The sequence below is a fragment of the Pseudomonas sp. Pf153 genome, assembly GCF_001269775.1.
Lineage (GTDB): Bacteria > Pseudomonadota > Gammaproteobacteria > Pseudomonadales > Pseudomonadaceae > Aquipseudomonas > Aquipseudomonas uvaldensis.
Genome location: NZ_LHVL01000030.1, coordinates 892,011 through 910,857 on the forward strand (window position 1 = coordinate 892,011; position 18,847 = coordinate 910,857).

Below are 18,847 nucleotides of genomic sequence, written 5' to 3' on the forward strand. Positions count from 1 at the left end.
TAAAATGGACACCGCACAACCGATCTCCTCGTTCAGCCCGGAACAGGACCTGAAAAGCAGCTCAATGCTGCAGCTCGCCGATCACTTCCACCGTTTGGCCACTGGCGCGACCCAGGTGCCGGCGCAATCGCTGACCAGCCATCTCAGGCACTCCATTGCCGATGCCGACGTAGTGGCCTATCACGACCGTCTGGTGGAGGACGCCGGCCCATTGTTCCTGCACTTCCTGGCCAGTGTCCCGTATATCCTCGAGGAGATGGCAAGAGTCGGCGTTGCCCTCTCACGACTCTCCCAGGCCCGGCAGGCCACCGAACCCCGAACCTTCGGTTTTTTCGAGATCGACGCGTTTGACGGCAGCAACGGACGCGCACTCGCCGCGCATTCGCAGGGCTTGATCAGCACCTTCACCACCTCACCCAACCAGGCGAATCAACCTCACTTCGACCGGCATGCCGACCCGGCGCGCTCGCTGTTCTACCCCCAGTCGTTCCTGACCCTGCACCCCAGACTGTTCGCTGAGGAGCCCTACGAACGGTTCAAGGAGGGGTTCGATTACGTCTATGAAACGGCGGCCTTCCAGTTTTATACCCGTGACCGCAAAGCTCAGATCAATCACATAAAGCCCTTGCTGAAACCCGGCGCCCTGGTGTTCTTTCTTGAAAAGCTCAACCACGAGGATCTCGGGCAATACCTGGAGCGTGAGCGGGTAAAGGACAGCGGCTTCAAGACACGCTATTTCTCTGAAGAGGAAATTGACTGGAAACGTCAACAGATGCTGGAGCAAATGCAAAACGGCCAAGTGTTGATGCACGAGCTCGTCGACGCGTTGTCCAGTCATTTCAAATACGTCTACCTGCTGTGGAACAGCACGAATTTTTACGAGTTCGTTGCCACGGACGATGGGCCCCGACTTGAGCAGTTCCTCAGCTTATTGGGCCCGATCAACCAGCCGGAAGGGTTCTGTTTCGAGGCTCGCGCCATCGGCTATGTGAGTCGCCCGCAACCGTGCGAAGAGGAACGCGCCAATGGGTGAAAACCACACGCATAGCCTCGATGCAGCGTTCCGGCCAACGCCAGTGGAACGGGTCCGGCAACGCTTGGCAGGCTGGCACCAGCGCGCGGCCGACGCCGAGAAGAACCGAAAGTTGAGCCAAGCCACCTTTGACGAATTATTCAGCGATGGGTTGCTTGAACTGGTCTCCCCTCGTCGTAAGCCCTTGGACGCTCCCGGCTGGCCCACGTTGATGGAAGCTTCACGACTTGCCGCCACTGCATGCGCCTCGACGGCCTGGATGATCAGCCTGGTGGGCGGACATGCTGCGATTGCGGGTCGTTTGAGCCACGCCTGCCAACACAGGTTGTATCAGGATGATCGGCCACAATTGTTTGCCTCCGCATCGGTCGGTCCCCACAGCCGGCTATGGGCTGACTCGGACGGTATTCGGGTTAACGGCACCTGGCGCTTCAGTTCAGGGATCGAGCAAGGCACCTGGCTATTGCTCAACGGCCCTGTGACCGATCACAGCGGTACTCCCGGCACAGAACGGATGCTGCTGGTGGTGTCGACCCGCGACGTGGAGATATTGGACACGTGGGACACCTGCGGCATGGCGGCCACGGGTTCGCACGATGTGTTGTTGCAGGATGTCCTGGTGCCCGCCGAACAGGTGTTCCGCCTGGAAGATGTTTTCGCGCATCGGGCGAACGAGTTGTCCGGCGACTATCTGTACAGCGTGCCCATCGTTCCTTTCATAACAACCTCCATTCTCGGGCCTGTGCTGGGCTGCGCCGAAGGGGCTTATGCCGCGTATGTCGAATCGCTGAGACAGCAGAAAGTGCCTGCGTCCGCCCCGGCAAAGGAACGGCTGGCTCACAGCGCCGCGCAACTGTCGGCGGCAACGACCTTGTACACGACACTGGTGACCCTGCTGCATGAATCCGGTCAGGCACGACGGTCGTTATCCATGGATGAGCTGCTGCGACTCAAGCGCGATCGCGCCTATGTGGCAAGGCTTTGCCTTCAAGCGATCCAGCGCCTGGTCGAACATGCGGGCGCCTCGTCCATGACCCGTGACAACACGCTCCATCGCCATTGGCGCGACCTGCAGGCCATGGTGGCACACCGAGACCTCCATTGGGACAGCGCCATGCAGGCCTTCGCCGATTTTGCCGTCGATACGCCGGCCTGTGCCCAGCCACTGAACACGCCGTAACACTCACCAAGGAGACAGGTATGTTTGTTCGCAATAAATCCGATATCGAAAAAACCGCTCACTTTGTCGAGTGGGGCGCCGGCACCAGCCATCGGTTGCTGACCGAAAAAGACGGCATGGGCTACACCGTGTGCCATACCGTCGTGCGCGCCGGGACAGAATCGTTGCTCCAGTATCGTAACCATCTCGAAGCGTGCTACTGCATTGCCGGTGAGGGTGAAGTCGAAGACATGGAGGGCAACGTGTACCCGATTCGCCCAGGCGACATCTACGTACTCGACCAGCATGACCGCCATTACCTGCGTGGCGGCAAAGACCAGGATCTGATCCTGGTCAGCGTCTTCAATCCGCCTCTCAAGGGCGACGAGCGACATAATCTCAATGACGCGTCCGGCTCTGCCTATTGAGCTGCAACCAGCTCCCCCGCTCCTCGACACGAGAACACCATGCGCAAGGATTACCTGGCCTTTTTCACCTCGATGTTCCTCTCCCGGCTGGCCGACCAGATACTGCTCTTCATCGTCCCGCTGATTGTGTTTCAGACCACCAACAGCGTCTCCTGGGCAGGCCTGGCTTTCTTTGTCGAATCCCTGCCGCGGTATCTGTCGTTCCCGATCTGCGGTGCCCTGTGCGACAAATTCCCACCCATCCGAATCCTGCACATCAGCCAGGTCTACCGCGCCGTGGCGTGTGTCGCGGCAGTGATTCTGTATGCGCTGTTGGGTGGCATCTACTGGATCGTGGCGCTTTCGGCGCTGTGCGGTGTACTCACGACCCAGGGCATCATGGCCCGCGAAGTGGTGATGCCCTACATATTCAAGCACTACACCTACACCAAGACCCTGTCCTATTCGCAAATCGCCGACCAGACGGGGCTGGTGCTGGGCCCGTTGCTCGCCGCGCTGATGCTTGAAGTGTGGGCATGGCACTGGGTGGTGCTGGCGATTGCCGGGCTGTTCCTGCTGGCGGACCTTGCCATGCTGTATTGGCAACGCAGCAGCTCGGTCACCCTGGAAACGTTCGAACAACATCACGATCTCTGGTGGAACCCGTTGCGCATCGCTTTCGGTCATATCCGCGATTTGGCGGAATTGAAGAAGGTCATCAGCCTCGCCGTGGGCGTCAACCTGATCATAGGCGTGACCCTCGCTACATCGGCGGCCATGGTCATCGGCCAGTACGATGCCGGCAAGGATTATTACGCCGGTGTGCAAGCGGCCGGTGCCCTGACCACCATCGTTATCCTGTTCTTTCTGGCACGGGTTACGCTGCCCTTGAAGGTACTGGGAGCCCTGTCGTACACGCTCATCGCCGCAGGCGCATTCGTCACGGCATTCAGCCCCAGCGCATGGGGCTATGTGGTGGGTTTCCTGCTAGTCGTCGGCTTCGACAAGATGTTCAACGTGTACATGCGCAGCATCCGCCAACAAGTCATTCCGCCCCAGGATTTCGGCAAGACCGTTGGCGTCATCACGCTGCTCAACAACCTGTCCCAACCGCTGGCGGGATTGTTGGTCGCCGTGCTGGCCGCCCCCATCGGTACACAACATGTGATCCTGCTACTGGCCTTCGCCACCAGCCTGATCGGCATGGCCGTGGTGGTCGCGTTTAAAAAAACGACACCCGCACCAGCGGCCTACGGCGTCGATCCGGAGTGACCGACGCCGGCCCACAGCGTATCAATCGAACGCGCCGTTGAGTACCTCGTAGATAATGCCGGTGGCGATCGCTACCAGGATCAGGTCAGTGCCCGCCTGCCGCCATTCGTAACCATCGTAATGCGGCAGGCGCCCCAGCAGCCGCCCGTCCAGCTTCTTGGCAATCCCCGGAGGCAGCGGCTTGCCCCGGGCGAGGTTTTTCTGGATACCCGGCGGCAGTGCCGGACCGGGGCTCCAATAATCACGGTAACCGCCGATCACGCCGATAATGCCGCTCCGGTCAATGCTGGGGCCGTTATGCCAATCGCCGCCCCCACCGCCACCACCTTTGCCGCCCTGGTTACCCTTGTTGCCGGGGTTACCCTGGCCACCCTTGTTGCCCGGTCCGCCCTTGCCTTGTCCTTGACCCGGCCCTTGGTCGAACTGAGCGTTTCCTTTGCCGTTACCCGGATCCGCTACAACCGTCTCGGCACCCACCACCAGGGCGAAGCAGGTAACCGCTGCAATCAACGAGCGCGATTTGAGCATGATGGTTCTCACTTAAAAAGGGGATATCCCCTGCTCATATAGAGGTCAAGAGTGATATTAGTTCCATATCACACTGCGCGCCGTGGGTGCATTTCAAGTCATGCACAAAGCGGCCGACACCACGACGGCCATGGACGGGTCGGTCTGTATTATCAGTGACTTATTGTTGAGGCATGGTTGACACGTTGCCGACGTCACGGACGCCGAATGAACGCCACGCGGACTTCGTTTCGCCATTCGTCACCTGCAGAACGTGGTGTTCATGGCGGCGCCACGCCTGGCTCAGGGTTTGCACCATTGATCCCTGTAGCCTCAGGACGACGTGATCCTGACGCGGCGGCACAATTATCAATGCTTGGTCAGCCACTGGAGATGTACCGTGTCAACCCTCAACGAAATCGCAGCGAACCACGCGAGACTGGCAAAGGCAAAGGAAGAGGAGTCGATTCGGTTGAGCGAGCTTCATGGACAAATTGTGGGTGGCTTTGAAATGCCGGCCAGTGAAGCGAGACAGGACCTATCGCTGCACTTCGACTTCATAGGATTGGTCGACGTCAGGGGAAGCCACCCAGCCCTCGCTCAAGAATTATGAACGTAGTGAACGCAGTCATCTGACGAAGCAACAACGATAATCATCGCCCCACTACAGCGGACAAGTGCCGATGACGGCGTAGTCGGGGCGGGATGAGACGATCTCGACCGCCCAGCCTTCGGTAAAAGCCAAGTCGTTCTGCTCGACAAGCGCGTTGATTTCCGGGCAGAGCTTTTCGGCATCCGTTGGCGCCCCGTCGATGACAATGTTGACGGTCCGGTTCTTTGTCGAAAACTCGCAAGCCTGGGTCAAGGCATCCAGGCCATCCAGTATTTTGCAGAGCGTCGAGGCACTCTCCTCGGACTCATCCGCTGCGCTGCCATAGGCGAATGGGGCAGCCAGGGCGATCAACAGACAACATGTACCCGCGACCACTTTACCTTTCACGTTCAGGCTCCTCGGATTTTCGAGTAAGGGTGTTCGCGCATGGGCATGTCAAGGATCAGTCCCGAACAGGCTCTGCGGCAAACGCGGTATAGGGCAGCAATAACGTATCGGCAACCAGACTGAATGGCAGGTCAATCACGGCTACAGGCACCAGGGCTCGCAAGATCCCGGCGTCTTCCTCCGTTGCCGCCTTGATCAGCTCAATGTCGCTGGCGGACCCACAATAGGGATGTGGGCCACAGCGCGGGTGATCGTCGAAGGTTTCGGAAAGCGTCGAACACCCTGTCAGCAGCACAACGGCCGATGCACCCAGGAAAAATTTCATGCAGTCACTCCAACACTACGGACAGGGGTCACGCAACGTTCGGCAAATTTACCCCAGCGCAACGAAACGGGCGACTCATCAGTCGCCCGTTTTCTACTCTGCCGCTTGTGTTCGAAATACTTCTTCACGCCTCAATGAAGTACCCTGCGGCTCTCCCCGATCCTGATTCTGTCGAGGGCTCTGTTCAACGCATCCAGGGCATCCAGCAAAGCTTTTGCCTCAGCTTCCCGACCGTCGCCCCAGAGGCGTTCAGCCATTTTGTTGAGTGCCAGGATAGAGCGCTCGATGTCAGCAGCCGTCACCGGTGCGCTTTCCTGGGGTTTGCTTGGCATTGACTGATCCAATTTCGATAGAGGCGCCGCAAGAGCGTGCACTACTCGGCTTTTGCGCGCTTGATATCACTGATGATTTGCTGAGAAATCGCCTGGACCTGCTTTTGGGTCATCGGCCGACAAGCCCCCCAGCGTACAGGTCAAACGCGAAGAATCTAGCATCATTCCTTTGCCACTACGAGCCGCGGATCAGGGGTCGCAACGACATGCCGGGTTGGGCGCAGAATTGGCAAAATGAGGCGTTCTGATCCTGGATAGCTTCCTTCGCGAGTAAGCTTCGCCCCCGCAATGAACAGAGAAGACACGCATTCTTTTGCGAATCCCGGGTTTTACCGTACCCTGCCGTGACACCGATAAAGCACCTGAATCACACACGGCCGCTGACTGTTTTCCTTATGCGCAAAGTTCTGTACCTGCTGTTTTCACTGGCCCTGATTGCCGCCCTGACCACCTACGCACTGTGGACGGCGGATCGTCCCGCAGGCCATTACCTGTCGGACCTGCGCATCAACCTGGCAGTTGACCAGGGCACGCCCGCCGACCAAGGCAACTTGCTGGGCATCCAGCCAGAATTGTTCCCCACTGACTACCAGAACGCGGACCGCCTGCATCGTAAACTGGCTGCCTACCTGCAAGCCGCCCGCGACCAGGGCTTTCTCAGTGATAAGACTGTCGTGGTCCTGCCCGAGCACATCGGCACCTGGTTGATGATCAGTGGTGAAAAAGATGAGCTGTATCAGGCCGGTACGCTGAAGGAGGCCATGAACTGGCTGGTCGTCAGCAACCCGCTGGCGTTTATTCGCGCCTTGGTCAGCGCACGGGGCGATAATCGACTGGACGATGCGTACCTGCGCATGAAAGCCGACACAATGGCCCATGACTACCAGGCTTTGTTCGGCGGGCTGGCAAAGGAGTTCGGCGTGACCCTGGTGGCCGGGTCCATCGTATTGCCCGAACCCAGCGTCAGCGAAGGCGAACTGAAGGTGGGCCCTGGCGCGCTGTACAACAGCAGCCTGGTATTCGGCCGTGATGGCCTCCCCCTCGGGCAGCCCCAGCGTCAACAGCACCCGGTATTCGGCCAGCACGACGTACTGGGGGCCGATCGCACTGGCACAACCCACGTCTTCGATACCCCGGCCGGACGCCTGGGCATCCTGATCGGCAGCGACAGCTGGTACCCGCTCTACTACCGCCAACTCAACGAACAGGGCGCGCAACTGATCGCCGTCCCCGCCTTCGTCCTCGGTCGAAACACCTGGAACGAACCCTGGGGCGGGTATAAAGGCCTGTCCACCCCCAGCGAGGTGAGTCTCAAGCCAGGTGAAGTGAGTGAAGGCCAGGCCTGGCATCGGCTGACACTGACGAGCCGGGCTCCCGTCAGCCAGGCCAAGGGCGGCGTCAGCGTGTTCTTGCGTGGACAGTTCTGGGATAACGGCAGCGCCGGCCAGAGTTTCATCAGCCACGACGGCCAGCACTACCCTGACGGCGAAGCCCGTGGTGCGCGCCTGCTGAACCTGTGGTTGTGACATGAAACCGCAGCCGATGCGCCTGGGCGATCTGTCCGTGGGCTTCGTCCATAGCCTGGCCGATGCGATTGCCAGCCACGGACAGGACCCCCAACCCTTGCTCGAACAATACGGCCTCGATGCCGCACGCCTGGCCGAACCCGGCGCCCGGTTGTCGATTCCACGCTACATGCGCCTGGGTCACGCAGCGATCCAACAGACCGGAGATCCGGCCCTGGGGTTGCGCATGGGGCGACTCAGCCGCCTGAGCCAGGCCGGACTAGCCGGCATCACCGCAGCCCAGGCACCGACCGTGCGCGAAGCCGCACGCTGCCTGGTTCGCTTCGAACCACTCTATGGCTCCAACTACCGAGGTCAATCGAGTTTTCACGAAGACGCCCAGGGGGCGTGGCTACGGTTCTATTCCATCAGCCCGTATAACGCCTATAACCGCTTCGTCGTGGATTCGATCATTGCCGGCTGGCTCCATCAATTATCCAGCGTAAGCGGCACCGTACTGCGAGCCGAGCGCATAGACATCGAGTTCGAGGAACCGGCCTACCCGGAAGACTACCGGACCCTGGGTGATTGCCCGATCCTGTTCGGCGCCGAACAGAATCAACTGCGCCTGGGACTGGGAAGCCTCGCCCAACGTAACCCGCAGCATTGTCCCAGCACCTGGCGGCACCTGCTGCAATTGTGTGAGCGGGAGCTGGAGCAACTCACCCGCACCCGTAGCCTGCGCGAGCGCATTATTCAGTTGCTGGGGCCATTGCTCAGCGGTGGCCGGGAGCCTGGCCTGGAGGAAGTAGCGGCACGCCTGAAACTACCGAGCTGGACGCTGCGGCGAAAACTGGCGGAAGAAGGCACGCAATTTCGCGCCATCCTGAACGACACTCGCCGCGACCTGGCGATGACCTACATTCGCGACACTGAACTGGCCTTCGGTGAAATAGCCTACTTGCTGGGGTTCGCTTCAGCCGAAGCGTTCCAACGTGCTTTCAAGCGGTGGAACGGCCAGACGCCGGGGGAGTTCCGTCGCGGTCACAGACACAAATGAGCCTCGAGCCCACCGCTGCCGCCCGCCCCTACAACTCGGTTGCGTCCTCGGCGGGTTCCAGCGGGTCCAGCTCGTATGCCTGGTATTCCAGCAGCTCTTCCTGATAATCATCCATTGCGAGTCCTTCCCCTATCGTTGAAACCGATGCCTGATGGCGCTGGTATCAGCATAAAGCTGCTTTATGAATAAAACATGAAGTAAAGACTTCATGTTTTAAACGTAGCACAGGGGCGGAAAATTAAAGACTGATCTGTGGCAAGGTATTTCCACCTCACCACACGATGCTCAGGAGGCAGGCAGTGGCTGGATGGGCGCAGTCGGGGCTGGCAGATCGCTGGGCGGAGGTGGCGTAATGATTTCCTGCACCGGTTCAGCCGTCGGCTCGGTCTCCCCTGACGGTGCCGGCTCACTGGGCGCAATCGGTGCCGGCTCCGCCGGTGGCACGACCGGCTCCGAGGCGGCGGGGGCAGTTTCGGCAGGCACTGGCGCCGTTTCCTGAGTGGGCGCGACAGGTGCAGGTGCCACGGGCTCCGGCGTTTGCATGGGCGTCAGCGTGGCCGGCTCGCCCTTGGTGTCCGGAACGCCCAGTTCAGTCTTGGGTTTATCGGCGCTCTCGGTGCCCGTCTTCGCTGGGGCTGGCAGGAATGCCTCCACCAAGGCGAAGAAACGCTCATAGAACTTGGCAGCCGACACGGTTTCGCTGGCGACCTTGACCATGGAATCGTCCGACGAACCGATCGGCATCGACACCGACCCCAACACGCCCACGCCAAGGCTGGCGGAGTTGTTGATTTTCTTCAGCGCATAACGGTCCTGAAGAGCGTTGGCGAACATCGTCGAACGGTGTCCGGTGCCGCTGTCCTCGGCGCAGACCAGATTGAAGCTGATCTCCATGTGGGTATCACCGGCCTGCTGGAAACTCTTGTGGCCACTGACCAGCTTCGGATCGCTACTGGTAATGATGTAGCCCTGGCTGAGCAAGGCACGGCGGCCGGCTTCGCAGGTCGCCACATCGCTCACGGGATACGTACGGGAAAACGTCCCGGAGTCGTCGAAGTTCTCATGCTCGTAAATGGCGGCTTTCTTCGACGAGCAACCGGCTGCGACGGCCAGCATCAGTACCAGCCCGACGGTGCGCATGTGAAATGATCTGAACATTGAACATCCTGAAGAAAACGGTCCGGGGCGCGTTGTGCAGCAGAACGCATTCCGGCAACGTAGGGATTGCTGTCTCAAAGGGGTTACAAGTCTACCGGGGGATGGTTGCCGGAAAAAGACGCAAACCAGGCAGATCGATGAACATCCTGTTAATCGCAATGCCCAGAAACAAAAGACCCCGACTTTGCGGTCGGGGTCCTTTGTTCGGCAAACGTCAAACCATCAATAACGCTTGATGTCCGCCGCGCTTTCCAGTTGTTTGCGATAGGCGGCGAAGTCCTGTTGCCCGGCACGGGACGCCAGGTAGCGACGGTATTCGGCCTTCTCTTCCTCAGTCGGCGCCGCACCTTCGTTCACACCGTTCAGGCGCACTACCATCAGGCTTCCGTCTGGCAAGGTCACACTGGTGAAGGTCGGTTTGTCTTTGGACTCTGGCTTGGGCATGCGGAAAATCGCCTGCAATACCGCCGGCTCGACACCTTCCTGGCTGCGCGTCGCCGCCTCGGTGGCCTTCCAGCTCTGGCCGTCGACAGGCTTGTCCAATTCAGTCTTGCCCTCGCGCAGGCTGGCGATCAACTCTTCGGCCCGGGTCTTGGCAGCCGCACTGGCGTGCTCCTTCGTCAACTGGGCACGAATGGCCGCAGACACGCTTTCCAGCGGCAATTGCTCAGGCTTGCGGTGTTCCTTGGCGCGCAGCACCACGACAGTTTCCGGATCCAGCTCGATGGCGGTGCTGTTGGCGCCTTCGTCCAGTACTTCCGGGCTGAACGCAGCCGTGACAACGGCACGGTTGGCCGCGATGCCCTCTCCACCCTCGCGACCGAACGGAGCCGACGTATGGACGGTCAGTTTCAGGTCCTGGGCAGGTTGTGCCAGGTCGGAAGCTTCGAAAGAGGCATCTTCCAGTTGCTTGGTCGCTTCTACGAAACGCTGTTCCACTTGCTGGGTCTTCAGCTCACGGGTCAGCTTGTCCTTGAGGCTGGCAAAAGTAGGCACCTCCGGCGCCTCGACACCCAGCAGCTTGATCAGGTGGAAGCCGAAATCGGTACGCACCGGTGTCGACACCTGATCCTTGTTCAAGGCGTACAGTGCCTTTTCGAAAGCCGGATCATAGACGCCTGGACCGGCGAAGCCGAGGTCACCGCCATTGTTCGCCGAACCTGGGTCCTGGGAAAACTCCTTCGCCAGGGCTTCGAACGACTCGCCCTTGGCCAGGCGAGCCTGGACTTCCTCGATCCTGGCCTTGGCCTGGGCCTCGGAGACCTTGTCGTTTACCTCGATCAGGATATGCGCTGCCCGTCGTTGTTCGGACAGGTTGGCGATTTCTTTCTGATACGCCGCCTGCAAGTCCTCATCCTTGACGCTGACCTGATCAAAGAAAGAGGCTTTTTTCAGCTCAAGGTAATCGATCACCACCTGATCCGGCGTCATGAACTCCTTGGCGTGCTTGTCGTAATAAGCCTTGACCTCGTCATCGGTCAGTTTCACTGCCGACGCATCGCTCTTGATGGTGAGGGTGGCAAAATCACGGGTCTGTTTTTCCAGGCGAGCAAACGCCAGGACCTGAGAATCGGTGACAAAGCCACTGCCGGCCAGGCCAGCGCGCAATTGGCCGATCAGCATTTCCTGGGCCAGCATCTGGCGGAACTGCATACGGCTGTAGCCCAGCTGGCGGATCACCTGGTCGAAGCGCTCGGGGCTGAACTTGCCATCGACCTGAAACTCAGGGGTTTGCAGGATGACCTGGTCCAGCGCGGCATCAGAAAAGGCGAACTTCGCATCCTGTGCGCCCTGCAACAGCAACTTGCGATCGATCAGGCCCTTGAGCGCCGAATCACGCAGCATCTTTTCGTCCAGCAAGGAGGCGTCGAAATCCTTGCCCAGCTGTTGCATGAGCTGGCGACGTTGCATATCGACTGCCTGACTCAGCTCGTTCTGGCTGATCTTCTCGCCGTTCACCTTGGCCGCTTCGTCGCTGTTCCTGGTGGCTTGAAAAATGGCATCGAAACCGGTCAACGCCATCAGTGCGACGATGACTCCGATGATGGTCTTGGCAATCCAGCCCTGTGAATTGTCCCTGATATTCTGCAGCATGCGTCCCCCAGAAACGGTTGAACTTCAAAAATTAGGCAACCGTGGAGCGTGGGTAGAATCCGGATAGAAGAAAGGCGCATCCGAGGATGCGCCTTCTCGTAACTGGCAGAGCGGACCGGGCTCGAACCCGCGAGCCCTGGCACGACAGGCCGGCTACAACCGGCCGTACTACCGCTCCGCTGCCAAGCCAGGCATGACCCCGACCCGGATAAACTCGATGAAACCTTAGTTGACGGCGTCTTTCAGTGCTTTACCGGCCTTGAAGTTCGGCTTCTTGGCGGCCTTGATTTGCAGCGCCTCGCCAGTTTGCGGGTTGCGACCGGTACGAGCCGGACGATCAGTCACGGAGAAGGTGCCGAAACCAACCAGAACAACGGAGTCGCCAGCCTTGAGAGCGCCAGTGACGGATTCGATTACAGCGTCCAGCGCACGGCCAGCAGCAGCTTTCGGGATATCAGCGGATGCAGCGATAGCATCAATCAGTTCCGACTTGTTCACTCTAAGTCCCCTTATATCTATTTGAGATGATTCTAAGTTTTTTTTGGTGAAAGCAAAAAACGAGTGCTGAATGGCCTACAGACACTTAAGAGCCGCTTTATAACAAGGGCTCTAAAAAACTGTCAAGGAAGCCCCCCAGGCAAATGCGTATTAATGCGTGCTAATTCTTTCCTTAGAGTCAGACTCTCGCTTTTCATCCTTCGCGACGATCTCCGGAGCCACATCCGGCAAGGGCTCCGGCGCGTATTGCAGCGCAATTTGCAGGACTTCGTCAATCCATTTAACCGGTTTGATCTGAAGATCCTGCTTAATGTTGTCGGGAATTTCCTTCAGGTCGCGCACATTCTCTTCGGGAATGATCACGATCTTGATCCCGCCACGATGAGCCGCCAGCAGTTTTTCCTTCAACCCACCGATGGCCAGTACCTGACCACGCAGGGTGATTTCGCCGGTCATGGCAACATCGGCTCGAACCGGGATGCCGGTCAATGCCGAAACCAGGGCCGTGCACATGCCTACGCCGGCGCTAGGGCCGTCCTTGGGCGTGGCCCCTTCCGGCATGTGGATATGCGTGTCGCGCTTCTCATGAAAGTCGGCGGGAATACCCAGGCTGCGGGCGCGGCTGCGCACGACCGTCTGGGCCGCGGTGATCGATTCGACCATCACATCGCCCAGCGAACCGGTCTTGATCAATTGCCCCTTACCCGGTACCACGGCGGCTTCGATGGTCAGCAGCTCGCCGCCGACCTGAGTCCATGCCAGACCAGTCACCTGGCCGATCTGATCCTGCTGCTCGGCCAGGCCATAGCGGAACTTGCGCACGCCCAGGAAGTGCTCCAGCAGGTCCGAAGTGACCTTGACCGAGAAGCGTTTTTCCAGCGCATGTTCCTTGACCGCTTTACGGCAGACCTTGGCAATCTGCCGCTCCAGGCCACGCACACCGGCTTCGCGGGTGTAGTAACGAATGATGTCGCGAATCGCTTCCTCGTCAAATTCCAGCTCGCCTTTTTTCAGGCCGTTGGCCTGGATCTGCTTGGGCGAAAGGTATTTCACGGCGATGTTGATCTTCTCGTCCTCGGTGTAACCGGGCAGACGAATCACCTCCATCCGATCCAGCAAGGCCGGTGGAATGTTCATGGAGTTGGAGGTGCACAGGAACATCACGTCCGAGAGGTCGTAGTCGACTTCCAGGTAGTGATCGTTGAAATTATGATTCTGCTCGGGATCGAGAACTTCGAGCAATGCGGAAGCTGGATCGCCTCGCATATCGCTGCCCATCTTGTCGATTTCGTCCAAAAGGAACAGTGGGTTGCGCACGCCAACTTTTGTCATCTTTTGAATCAATCTTCCTGGCATCGACCCGATGTAAGTACGGCGATGGCCACGGATTTCCGCCTCGTCACGCACGCCACCCAGCGCCATCCGGACGAACTTGCGATTGGTCGCATGGGCGATCGATTCAGCCAGAGACGTTTTACCGACACCAGGAGGCCCCACGAGGCACAACACCGGTCCACGGATTTTTTTCACGCGCTTCTGCACGGCGAGGTATTCGAGGATGCGCTCCTTGACCTCTTCCAGACCGTAATGGTCGGCATCGAGAATGTCTTCGGCACGAGCCAGGTCCAGACGCACCTTGCTCTGGGCTTTCCATGGCACCTGGACCAGCCAATCGATATAGGAACGCACCACGGTGGCCTCGGCGGACATCGGCGACATCTGCTTGAGCTTGTTGAGCTCGGCCTGAGCCTTGGCAAGCGCATCCTTCGGCAGGCCTGCGGCATCGATGCGCTTCTTCAGCTCTTCGATCTCGTTGTGGCCTTCGTCGCCGTCGCCCAGCTCTTTCTGAATGGCCTTCATTTGCTCATTCAGGTAGTACTCGCGCTGGCTGCGCTCCATCTGTTTCTTGACGCGGCCGCGGATGCGTTTTTCGACCTGCAGCAGGTCGATTTCGCCGTCGAGCAACGCCAACACGTGCTCGACACGGGCAGACAGGTCAATGATCTCGAGGATCTCCTGCTTCTGCTCGATCTTCAGCGCCATGTGCGCCGCCATGGTATCCACCAGGCGTCCAGGTTCATCGATGCTGTTAAGCGACGACAGGACCTCTGCGGGTACCTTTTTGCCCAATTGCACGTACTGCTCGAACTGAGACAGCAGACTGCGGACAAATACTTCGGATTCACGTTCGGGTACGTCGGCTTCGTCGATCAGCGATACCTCGGCCCGGCAATGACCGTTCACTTCGCTGAAGCGCTCGACCGCTCCGCGCTGCTCGCCTTCGACCAGAACCTTCACCGTGCCGTCAGGCAGCTTGAGCAGTTGCAGAACAGTTGCAATCGTACCTACGCGATAAAGTGCGTCTTCGCCGGGATCATCGTCAGCAGGATTTCTCTGAGCCAGCAGAAGGATCTGCTTGTCACCCGTCATCGCAGCCTCGAGGGCTTCGATGGACTTCTCGCGCCCCACGAACAGCGGGATAACCATGTGCGGATACACCACGACATCGCGCAATGGCAGGAGAGGCAATTCGATGGTTGTCTTCATGATTTCGCCTCTACGGCGGCACTAAGGCCGGAAACAGATGAATGTAAGCTTGAAACCAAGATGGGGGCAGCCTTGAAAAAAAACAAGCGCTAAGACACGTCTAAATCACGCTAAAAGCAAAGGGGCCCGAAGGCCCCTCCTTTATTCCGGCGACCGGACGCTCAGGCGTCCGGGGCAGCCTTGGCAGCCGGCTCACTGTTTTCGTAGATATACAGTGGCTTGGACTTGCCTTCTATAACGCTTTCATCGATCACGACTTTACTCACATCGGACTGCGAGGGAATCTCATACATCGTGTCGAGCAATACGCCTTCGAGAATCGAACGCAACCCACGAGCCCCCGTCTTACGCTCCAGGGCACGCTTGGCGACCGATTTCAGCGCGTCGGAACGGAACTCCAGGTCTACACCTTCCATTTCGAACAGCTTGGCATACTGCTTGGTCAGGGCGTTCTTCGGCTCGGTCAGGATCTGCACCAGTGCAGCCTCATCCAGTTCGTCAAGTGTCGCCAGAACCGGCAAACGACCGACGAATTCCGGGATCAGACCGAACTTGACCAGATCGTCAGGCTCGACTTCACGCAGGGATTCACCGACCTTCTTGCCCTCTTCCTTGCTGCGGACCTCGGCGTTGAAGCCGATGCCCCCGCGGGTAGAGCGATTCTGGATGACCTTTTCCAGGCCCGAGAACGCACCGCCACAGATGAACAGGATGTTACGGGTGTCGACCTGCAGGAATTCCTGCTGCGGATGCTTGCGACCACCCTGGGGTGGAACCGAAGCGACCGTGCCTTCGATCAACTTGAGCAAGGCCTGCTGCACGCCCTCGCCGGAAACATCCCGGGTGATGGACGGGTTGTCGGACTTGCGGGAAATCTTGTCGATTTCGTCGATGTAGACAATGCCCATCTGGGCCTTTTCCACATCGTAGTCGCACTTCTGCAACAACTTCTGAATAATGTTCTCGACATCCTCACCGACATAACCTGCCTCGGTCAGCGTGGTTGCGTCGGCGATGGTGAACGGAACGTTCAGCAAACGAGCCAGGGTTTCGGCAAGCAGGGTCTTACCCGAGCCTGTCGGGCCGATCAGCAGGATGTTGCTCTTGCCGAGTTCGACCTCGTCATTCTTTTTGTCACGCTGGTTCAGGCGCTTGTAGTGGTTGTATACCGCTACGGCCAGTACCTTTTTCGCACGCTCCTGACCAATTACATACTGGTCGAGGATGCCGCTGATTTCTTTAGGCGAAGGCAACTTATGCGCGCTGCTTTCGGCCTGGGCTTCCTGCACCTCCTCGCGGATGATGTCATTGCACAGGTCGACGCACTCGTCGCAAATGAAGACCGAGGGGCCGGCAATCAATTTGCGTACTTCATGCTGGCTTTTGCCACAGAAGGAGCAATAAAGCAGTTTGCCGTTGTCCTCGCCGTTGCGGGTGTCAGTCATTCGATCGATCCAAATCCGATAGGCTTGCAACACAAGATGAAGGCAATTGCGGGCTTTTTCAAGCCCGCAGGCGGCCGGTCATCCCAACCACCTGCATTTTGAGGGCCTCAGGCAGGCATTTGACGCTTGTTGATCACGGAGTCGATCAGGCCGTATTCGGCCGCACGCTCGGCGCTCATGAAGTTGTCACGCTCGGTGTCTCGCTCAATGGTTTCGAGGCTTTGACCGGTGTGATGGGCCAGCAGCGAGTTCAGGCGCGAACGAATATGCAGGATTTCCTTGGCATGGATGTCGATGTCCGACGCCTGGCCCTGGAAGCCGCCCAATGGCTGGTGGATCATCATGCGCGAGTTAGGCAGGCAGTGACGCTTGCCTGCGGCGCCACCGGCGAGCAGGAAGGCGCCCATGCTGCAGGCCTGGCCGATGCAGATGGTGGAAACGTCCGGCTTGATGAATTGCATGGTGTCGTAGATCGACATGCCTGCAGTCACCGAACCGCCAGGTGAGTTGATGTAAAGATGGATATCCTTGTCCGGGTTTTCCGCTTCAAGGAACAGCAGTTGTGCCGCCACGAGATTGGCCATGTAGTCTTCAACGGGGCCGATCAGGAAAATGACGCGTTCCTTGAGCAGACGCGAGTAGATGTCATAGGCACGCTCGCCACGAGCGGACTGCTCGATAACCATCGGGACCAGGCCGCCTGCGGCCTGGATGTCAGAGCTCTGCTGATAAAAAGAATTGCGGGACATGTCTCGCAGTCACTCCCAAATAGTTATGTCTTGAATACGCATAAGCCAGCGCGAAGGCTGGCTTATGGTGTGTATTTCTTACCGCAGAACAATCAATCGGCTTGTGGAGCTTCCACCGGCTTGACCGCTTCTTCGTAAGAGACCGCTTTATCGGTCACGCTAGCTTTCTGCAGAACAGTATCCACAACTTGTTCTTCAAGCACAACCGAACGGACTTCGTTCAGTTGCTGCTCGTTCTTGTAGTACCAGGACACGACTTGCTCGGGCTCCTGATAGGCCGAGGCCATTTCCTGGATCAGTTCGCGGACGCGGGCATCATCAGGCTTGAGCTCATACTGCTTGACCACTTCAGCCACGATCAGACCCAGCACGACACGGCGCTTGGCTTGCTCTTCGAACAGCTCGGCTGGCAGCTGGTCCGGCTTGATGTTACCGCCGAACTGCTGGACAGCCTGCACGCGCAGACGGTTCACTTCGTTGTCCAGCAGGGCCTTTGGCACTTCGATCGGGTTGGAGGCCAGCAGACCGTCCATGACCTGATTCTTGATCTTGGACTTGATGGCCTGACGCAGCTCGCGCTCCATGTTCTTGCGAACTTCGGCGCGGAAGCCTTCGAGACCGGTTTCCTTGATACCGAACTGGGCAAAGAACTCTTCGTTCAGCTCAGGCAGCTTCGGCTCGGAAACGCTGTTGACGGTCACGGTGAACTCGGCAGGCTTACCGGCCAGGTCCAGGTTCTGATAGTCCTCCGGGAAGGTCACGTTCAGGACGCGCTCTTCGCCGGCCTTGGCGCCGACCAGGCCATCTTCGAAACCTGGAATCATGCGACCGGAGCCCAGCACCAGCTGGGTAGCCTTGGCGGAACCGCCGGCGAACACTTCACCGTCAACCTTGCCAACGAAGTCGATGTTCAGTTGATCTTCGTTCTGGGCGGCGCGATCGGCCACTTCGAAACGGGTGTTCTGCTTGCGCAGGATGTCCAGCATCTTGTCCAGGTCGGCATCCGACACCTCGGCGCTCAGGCGCTCGACGGCGATGGACTCGAAGCCGGCAACGGTGAACTCAGGGAACACTTCGAACGTGGCGACGTATTCCAGGTCCTTGCCTTTTTCAAGTACTTTAGGCTCGACGGACGGTGCGCCGGCCGGGTTCAGTTTCTGCTCGACCACAGCTTCGTAGAACGAAGACTGGATAACGTCGCCCACGGCTTCCTGACGTGCGTCAGCCTCGTAACGCTGACGGATCACGCTCATTGGCACTTTGCCTGGGCGGAAACCTGGGATTTTGGCCTTCTGGGCAGTCTGCTGCAGACGCTTGTTGACCTGGGTCTCGATGAGCTCAGCCGGCACGGTGATGCTCATGCGGCGCTCAAGAGCAGAAGTATTTTCAACAGAAACTTGCATGGATATTCCTCGTTGCACAGACGTTGGCCGGCGTTTCCGACCCCAGAATCAAGGGCATGCATTCTAGTAGGTCAAACTCAAGAAGTCACCCTACTGAAAACAGCCGGAAAATAAGCGCCGAATTCAAAGGCAGGGCACATGGACCCGCCCCGTACCGGATTGCAAAAACAGTCGATCAACCCCAAGGCTCTGCATCAACGCTTCCTTATATAAGAAGCATCGTTTCCGAGCGCAGGACAGACGCACCCGCCAGGGGACAGACGGCATATCGCGCATCATCAAGAAACACAATGACGACGAAGCAACCGCCGCACCCCCTCCCACAAACGGAACGGGCAATTGCCGATCAAATA

At 58.6% G+C, this 18,847-nt stretch carries 18 protein-coding genes; 7 read left to right on the forward strand and 11 right to left on the reverse strand.

Features of this window, described 5'->3' with window-relative positions; all coding sequences use genetic code 11:
* Nucleotides 1–4 precede the first annotated feature (4 nt).
* From AD666_RS26720 to AD666_RS25120, 4 genes are read left to right on the forward strand one after another with little or no spacing between them, the layout of a single operon-like run.
* On the forward strand, nucleotides 5–1,033 hold the full coding sequence (locus AD666_RS26720) for a hypothetical protein (protein ID WP_053158467.1): 1,029 nt from the start codon (nucleotides 5–7) through the stop codon (nucleotides 1,031–1,033).
* Nucleotides 1,026–2,213, forward strand: coding sequence for a hypothetical protein (locus AD666_RS25110; RefSeq protein WP_053158470.1), 1,188 nt, complete (start codon nucleotides 1,026–1,028; stop codon nucleotides 2,211–2,213). Before AD666_RS26720 ends, AD666_RS25110 begins: the two co-directional genes overlap by 8 nt.
* Nucleotides 2,214–2,233: 20 nt before the next feature.
* On the forward strand, nucleotides 2,234–2,620 hold the full coding sequence (locus tag AD666_RS25115; RefSeq protein ID WP_053158473.1) for an ectoine synthase: 387 nt from the start codon (nucleotides 2,234–2,236) through the stop codon (nucleotides 2,618–2,620).
* A gap of 39 nt (nucleotides 2,621–2,659) precedes the next feature.
* A complete protein-coding gene (locus AD666_RS25120) occupies nucleotides 2,660–3,871 on the forward strand; it encodes an MFS transporter (RefSeq protein ID WP_053158476.1) in 1,212 nt (403 codons plus the stop codon).
* 21 nt (nucleotides 3,872–3,892) lie between these two features.
* Here the strand turns inward: AD666_RS25120 and AD666_RS25125 are convergent, their stop codons facing one another.
* Complete coding sequence (locus AD666_RS25125) at nucleotides 3,893–4,399, reverse strand: anti-virulence regulator CigR family protein (RefSeq protein WP_053158479.1); 507 nt, start codon at nucleotides 4,397–4,399, stop codon at nucleotides 3,893–3,895.
* A gap of 379 nt (nucleotides 4,400–4,778) precedes the next feature.
* On the opposite strand from AD666_RS25125, the gene AD666_RS25130 reads away from it, so the two are divergent.
* Complete coding sequence (locus tag AD666_RS25130; RefSeq protein WP_053158482.1) at nucleotides 4,779–4,991, forward strand: hypothetical protein; 213 nt, start codon at nucleotides 4,779–4,781, stop codon at nucleotides 4,989–4,991.
* Nucleotides 4,992–5,042: 51 nt separating this feature from the next.
* On the opposite strand, the gene AD666_RS25135 is transcribed toward AD666_RS25130, so the two are convergent.
* The 3 genes from AD666_RS25135 to AD666_RS25145 form a co-directional block, all read right to left on the reverse strand.
* Nucleotides 5,043–5,378 carry a hypothetical protein gene (locus AD666_RS25135; RefSeq protein ID WP_232775288.1) on the reverse strand — a complete coding sequence of 112 codons (336 nt, stop codon included), beginning with the start codon at nucleotides 5,376–5,378 and terminating at the stop codon, nucleotides 5,043–5,045.
* Between the two features lie 55 nt (nucleotides 5,379–5,433).
* Nucleotides 5,434–5,703, reverse strand: coding sequence for a YceK/YidQ family lipoprotein (locus AD666_RS25140; RefSeq protein WP_053158487.1), 270 nt, complete (start codon nucleotides 5,701–5,703; stop codon nucleotides 5,434–5,436).
* Nucleotides 5,704–5,834: 131 nt separating this feature from the next.
* Nucleotides 5,835–6,035 carry a hypothetical protein gene (locus tag AD666_RS25145; protein ID WP_053158490.1) on the reverse strand — a complete coding sequence of 67 codons (201 nt, stop codon included), beginning with the start codon at nucleotides 6,033–6,035 and terminating at the stop codon, nucleotides 5,835–5,837.
* Nucleotides 6,036–6,430: 395 nt separating this feature from the next.
* Between AD666_RS25145 and AD666_RS25150 the strand changes: the two genes are divergently transcribed.
* Entirely contained in the window at nucleotides 6,431–7,561 is a 1,131-nt protein-coding gene (locus AD666_RS25150; protein WP_053158493.1) for a carbon-nitrogen hydrolase family protein, read from the forward strand.
* A 1-nt stretch (nucleotide 7,562) separates the two neighbouring features.
* Nucleotides 7,563–8,600: an AraC family transcriptional regulator gene (locus AD666_RS25155; RefSeq protein ID WP_053158496.1), complete on the forward strand. Its 1,038-nt coding sequence runs from the start codon at nucleotides 7,563–7,565 to the stop codon at nucleotides 8,598–8,600.
* Nucleotides 8,601–8,885: 285 nt separating this feature from the next.
* Here AD666_RS25155 and AD666_RS25160 read toward each other — a convergent pair whose 3' ends face one another.
* From AD666_RS25160 to tig, 7 genes are all read right to left on the reverse strand, one after another.
* Nucleotides 8,886–9,758, reverse strand: coding sequence for a DUF2242 domain-containing protein (locus tag AD666_RS25160; RefSeq protein WP_053158499.1), 873 nt, complete (start codon nucleotides 9,756–9,758; stop codon nucleotides 8,886–8,888).
* Between the two features lie 222 nt (nucleotides 9,759–9,980).
* The gene (locus AD666_RS25165; protein WP_053158503.1) at nucleotides 9,981–11,852 is read right to left on the reverse strand and encodes a SurA N-terminal domain-containing protein; all 1,872 of its coding nucleotides are present in this window, start codon (nucleotides 11,850–11,852) and stop codon (nucleotides 9,981–9,983) included.
* Nucleotides 11,853–12,077: 225 nt separating this feature from the next.
* The gene (locus AD666_RS25170; RefSeq protein ID WP_053158505.1) at nucleotides 12,078–12,350 is read right to left on the reverse strand and encodes an HU family DNA-binding protein; all 273 of its coding nucleotides are present in this window, start codon (nucleotides 12,348–12,350) and stop codon (nucleotides 12,078–12,080) included.
* 150 nt (nucleotides 12,351–12,500) lie between these two features.
* Nucleotides 12,501–14,897: an endopeptidase La gene (gene lon, locus AD666_RS25175; protein WP_053158508.1), complete on the reverse strand. Its 2,397-nt coding sequence runs from the start codon at nucleotides 14,895–14,897 to the stop codon at nucleotides 12,501–12,503.
* 161 nt (nucleotides 14,898–15,058) lie between these two features.
* The gene (gene clpX / locus AD666_RS25180) at nucleotides 15,059–16,342 is read right to left on the reverse strand and encodes an ATP-dependent Clp protease ATP-binding subunit ClpX (RefSeq protein WP_053158511.1); all 1,284 of its coding nucleotides are present in this window, start codon (nucleotides 16,340–16,342) and stop codon (nucleotides 15,059–15,061) included.
* Nucleotides 16,343–16,449: 107 nt separating this feature from the next.
* Nucleotides 16,450–17,091 carry an ATP-dependent Clp endopeptidase proteolytic subunit ClpP gene (clpP, locus tag AD666_RS25185; RefSeq protein WP_003183177.1) on the reverse strand — a complete coding sequence of 214 codons (642 nt, stop codon included), beginning with the start codon at nucleotides 17,089–17,091 and terminating at the stop codon, nucleotides 16,450–16,452.
* Between the two features lie 92 nt (nucleotides 17,092–17,183).
* Entirely contained in the window at nucleotides 17,184–18,494 is a 1,311-nt protein-coding gene (tig, locus tag AD666_RS25190; protein WP_053158514.1) for a trigger factor, read from the reverse strand.
* Between the last annotated feature and the right edge of the window lie 353 nt (nucleotides 18,495–18,847).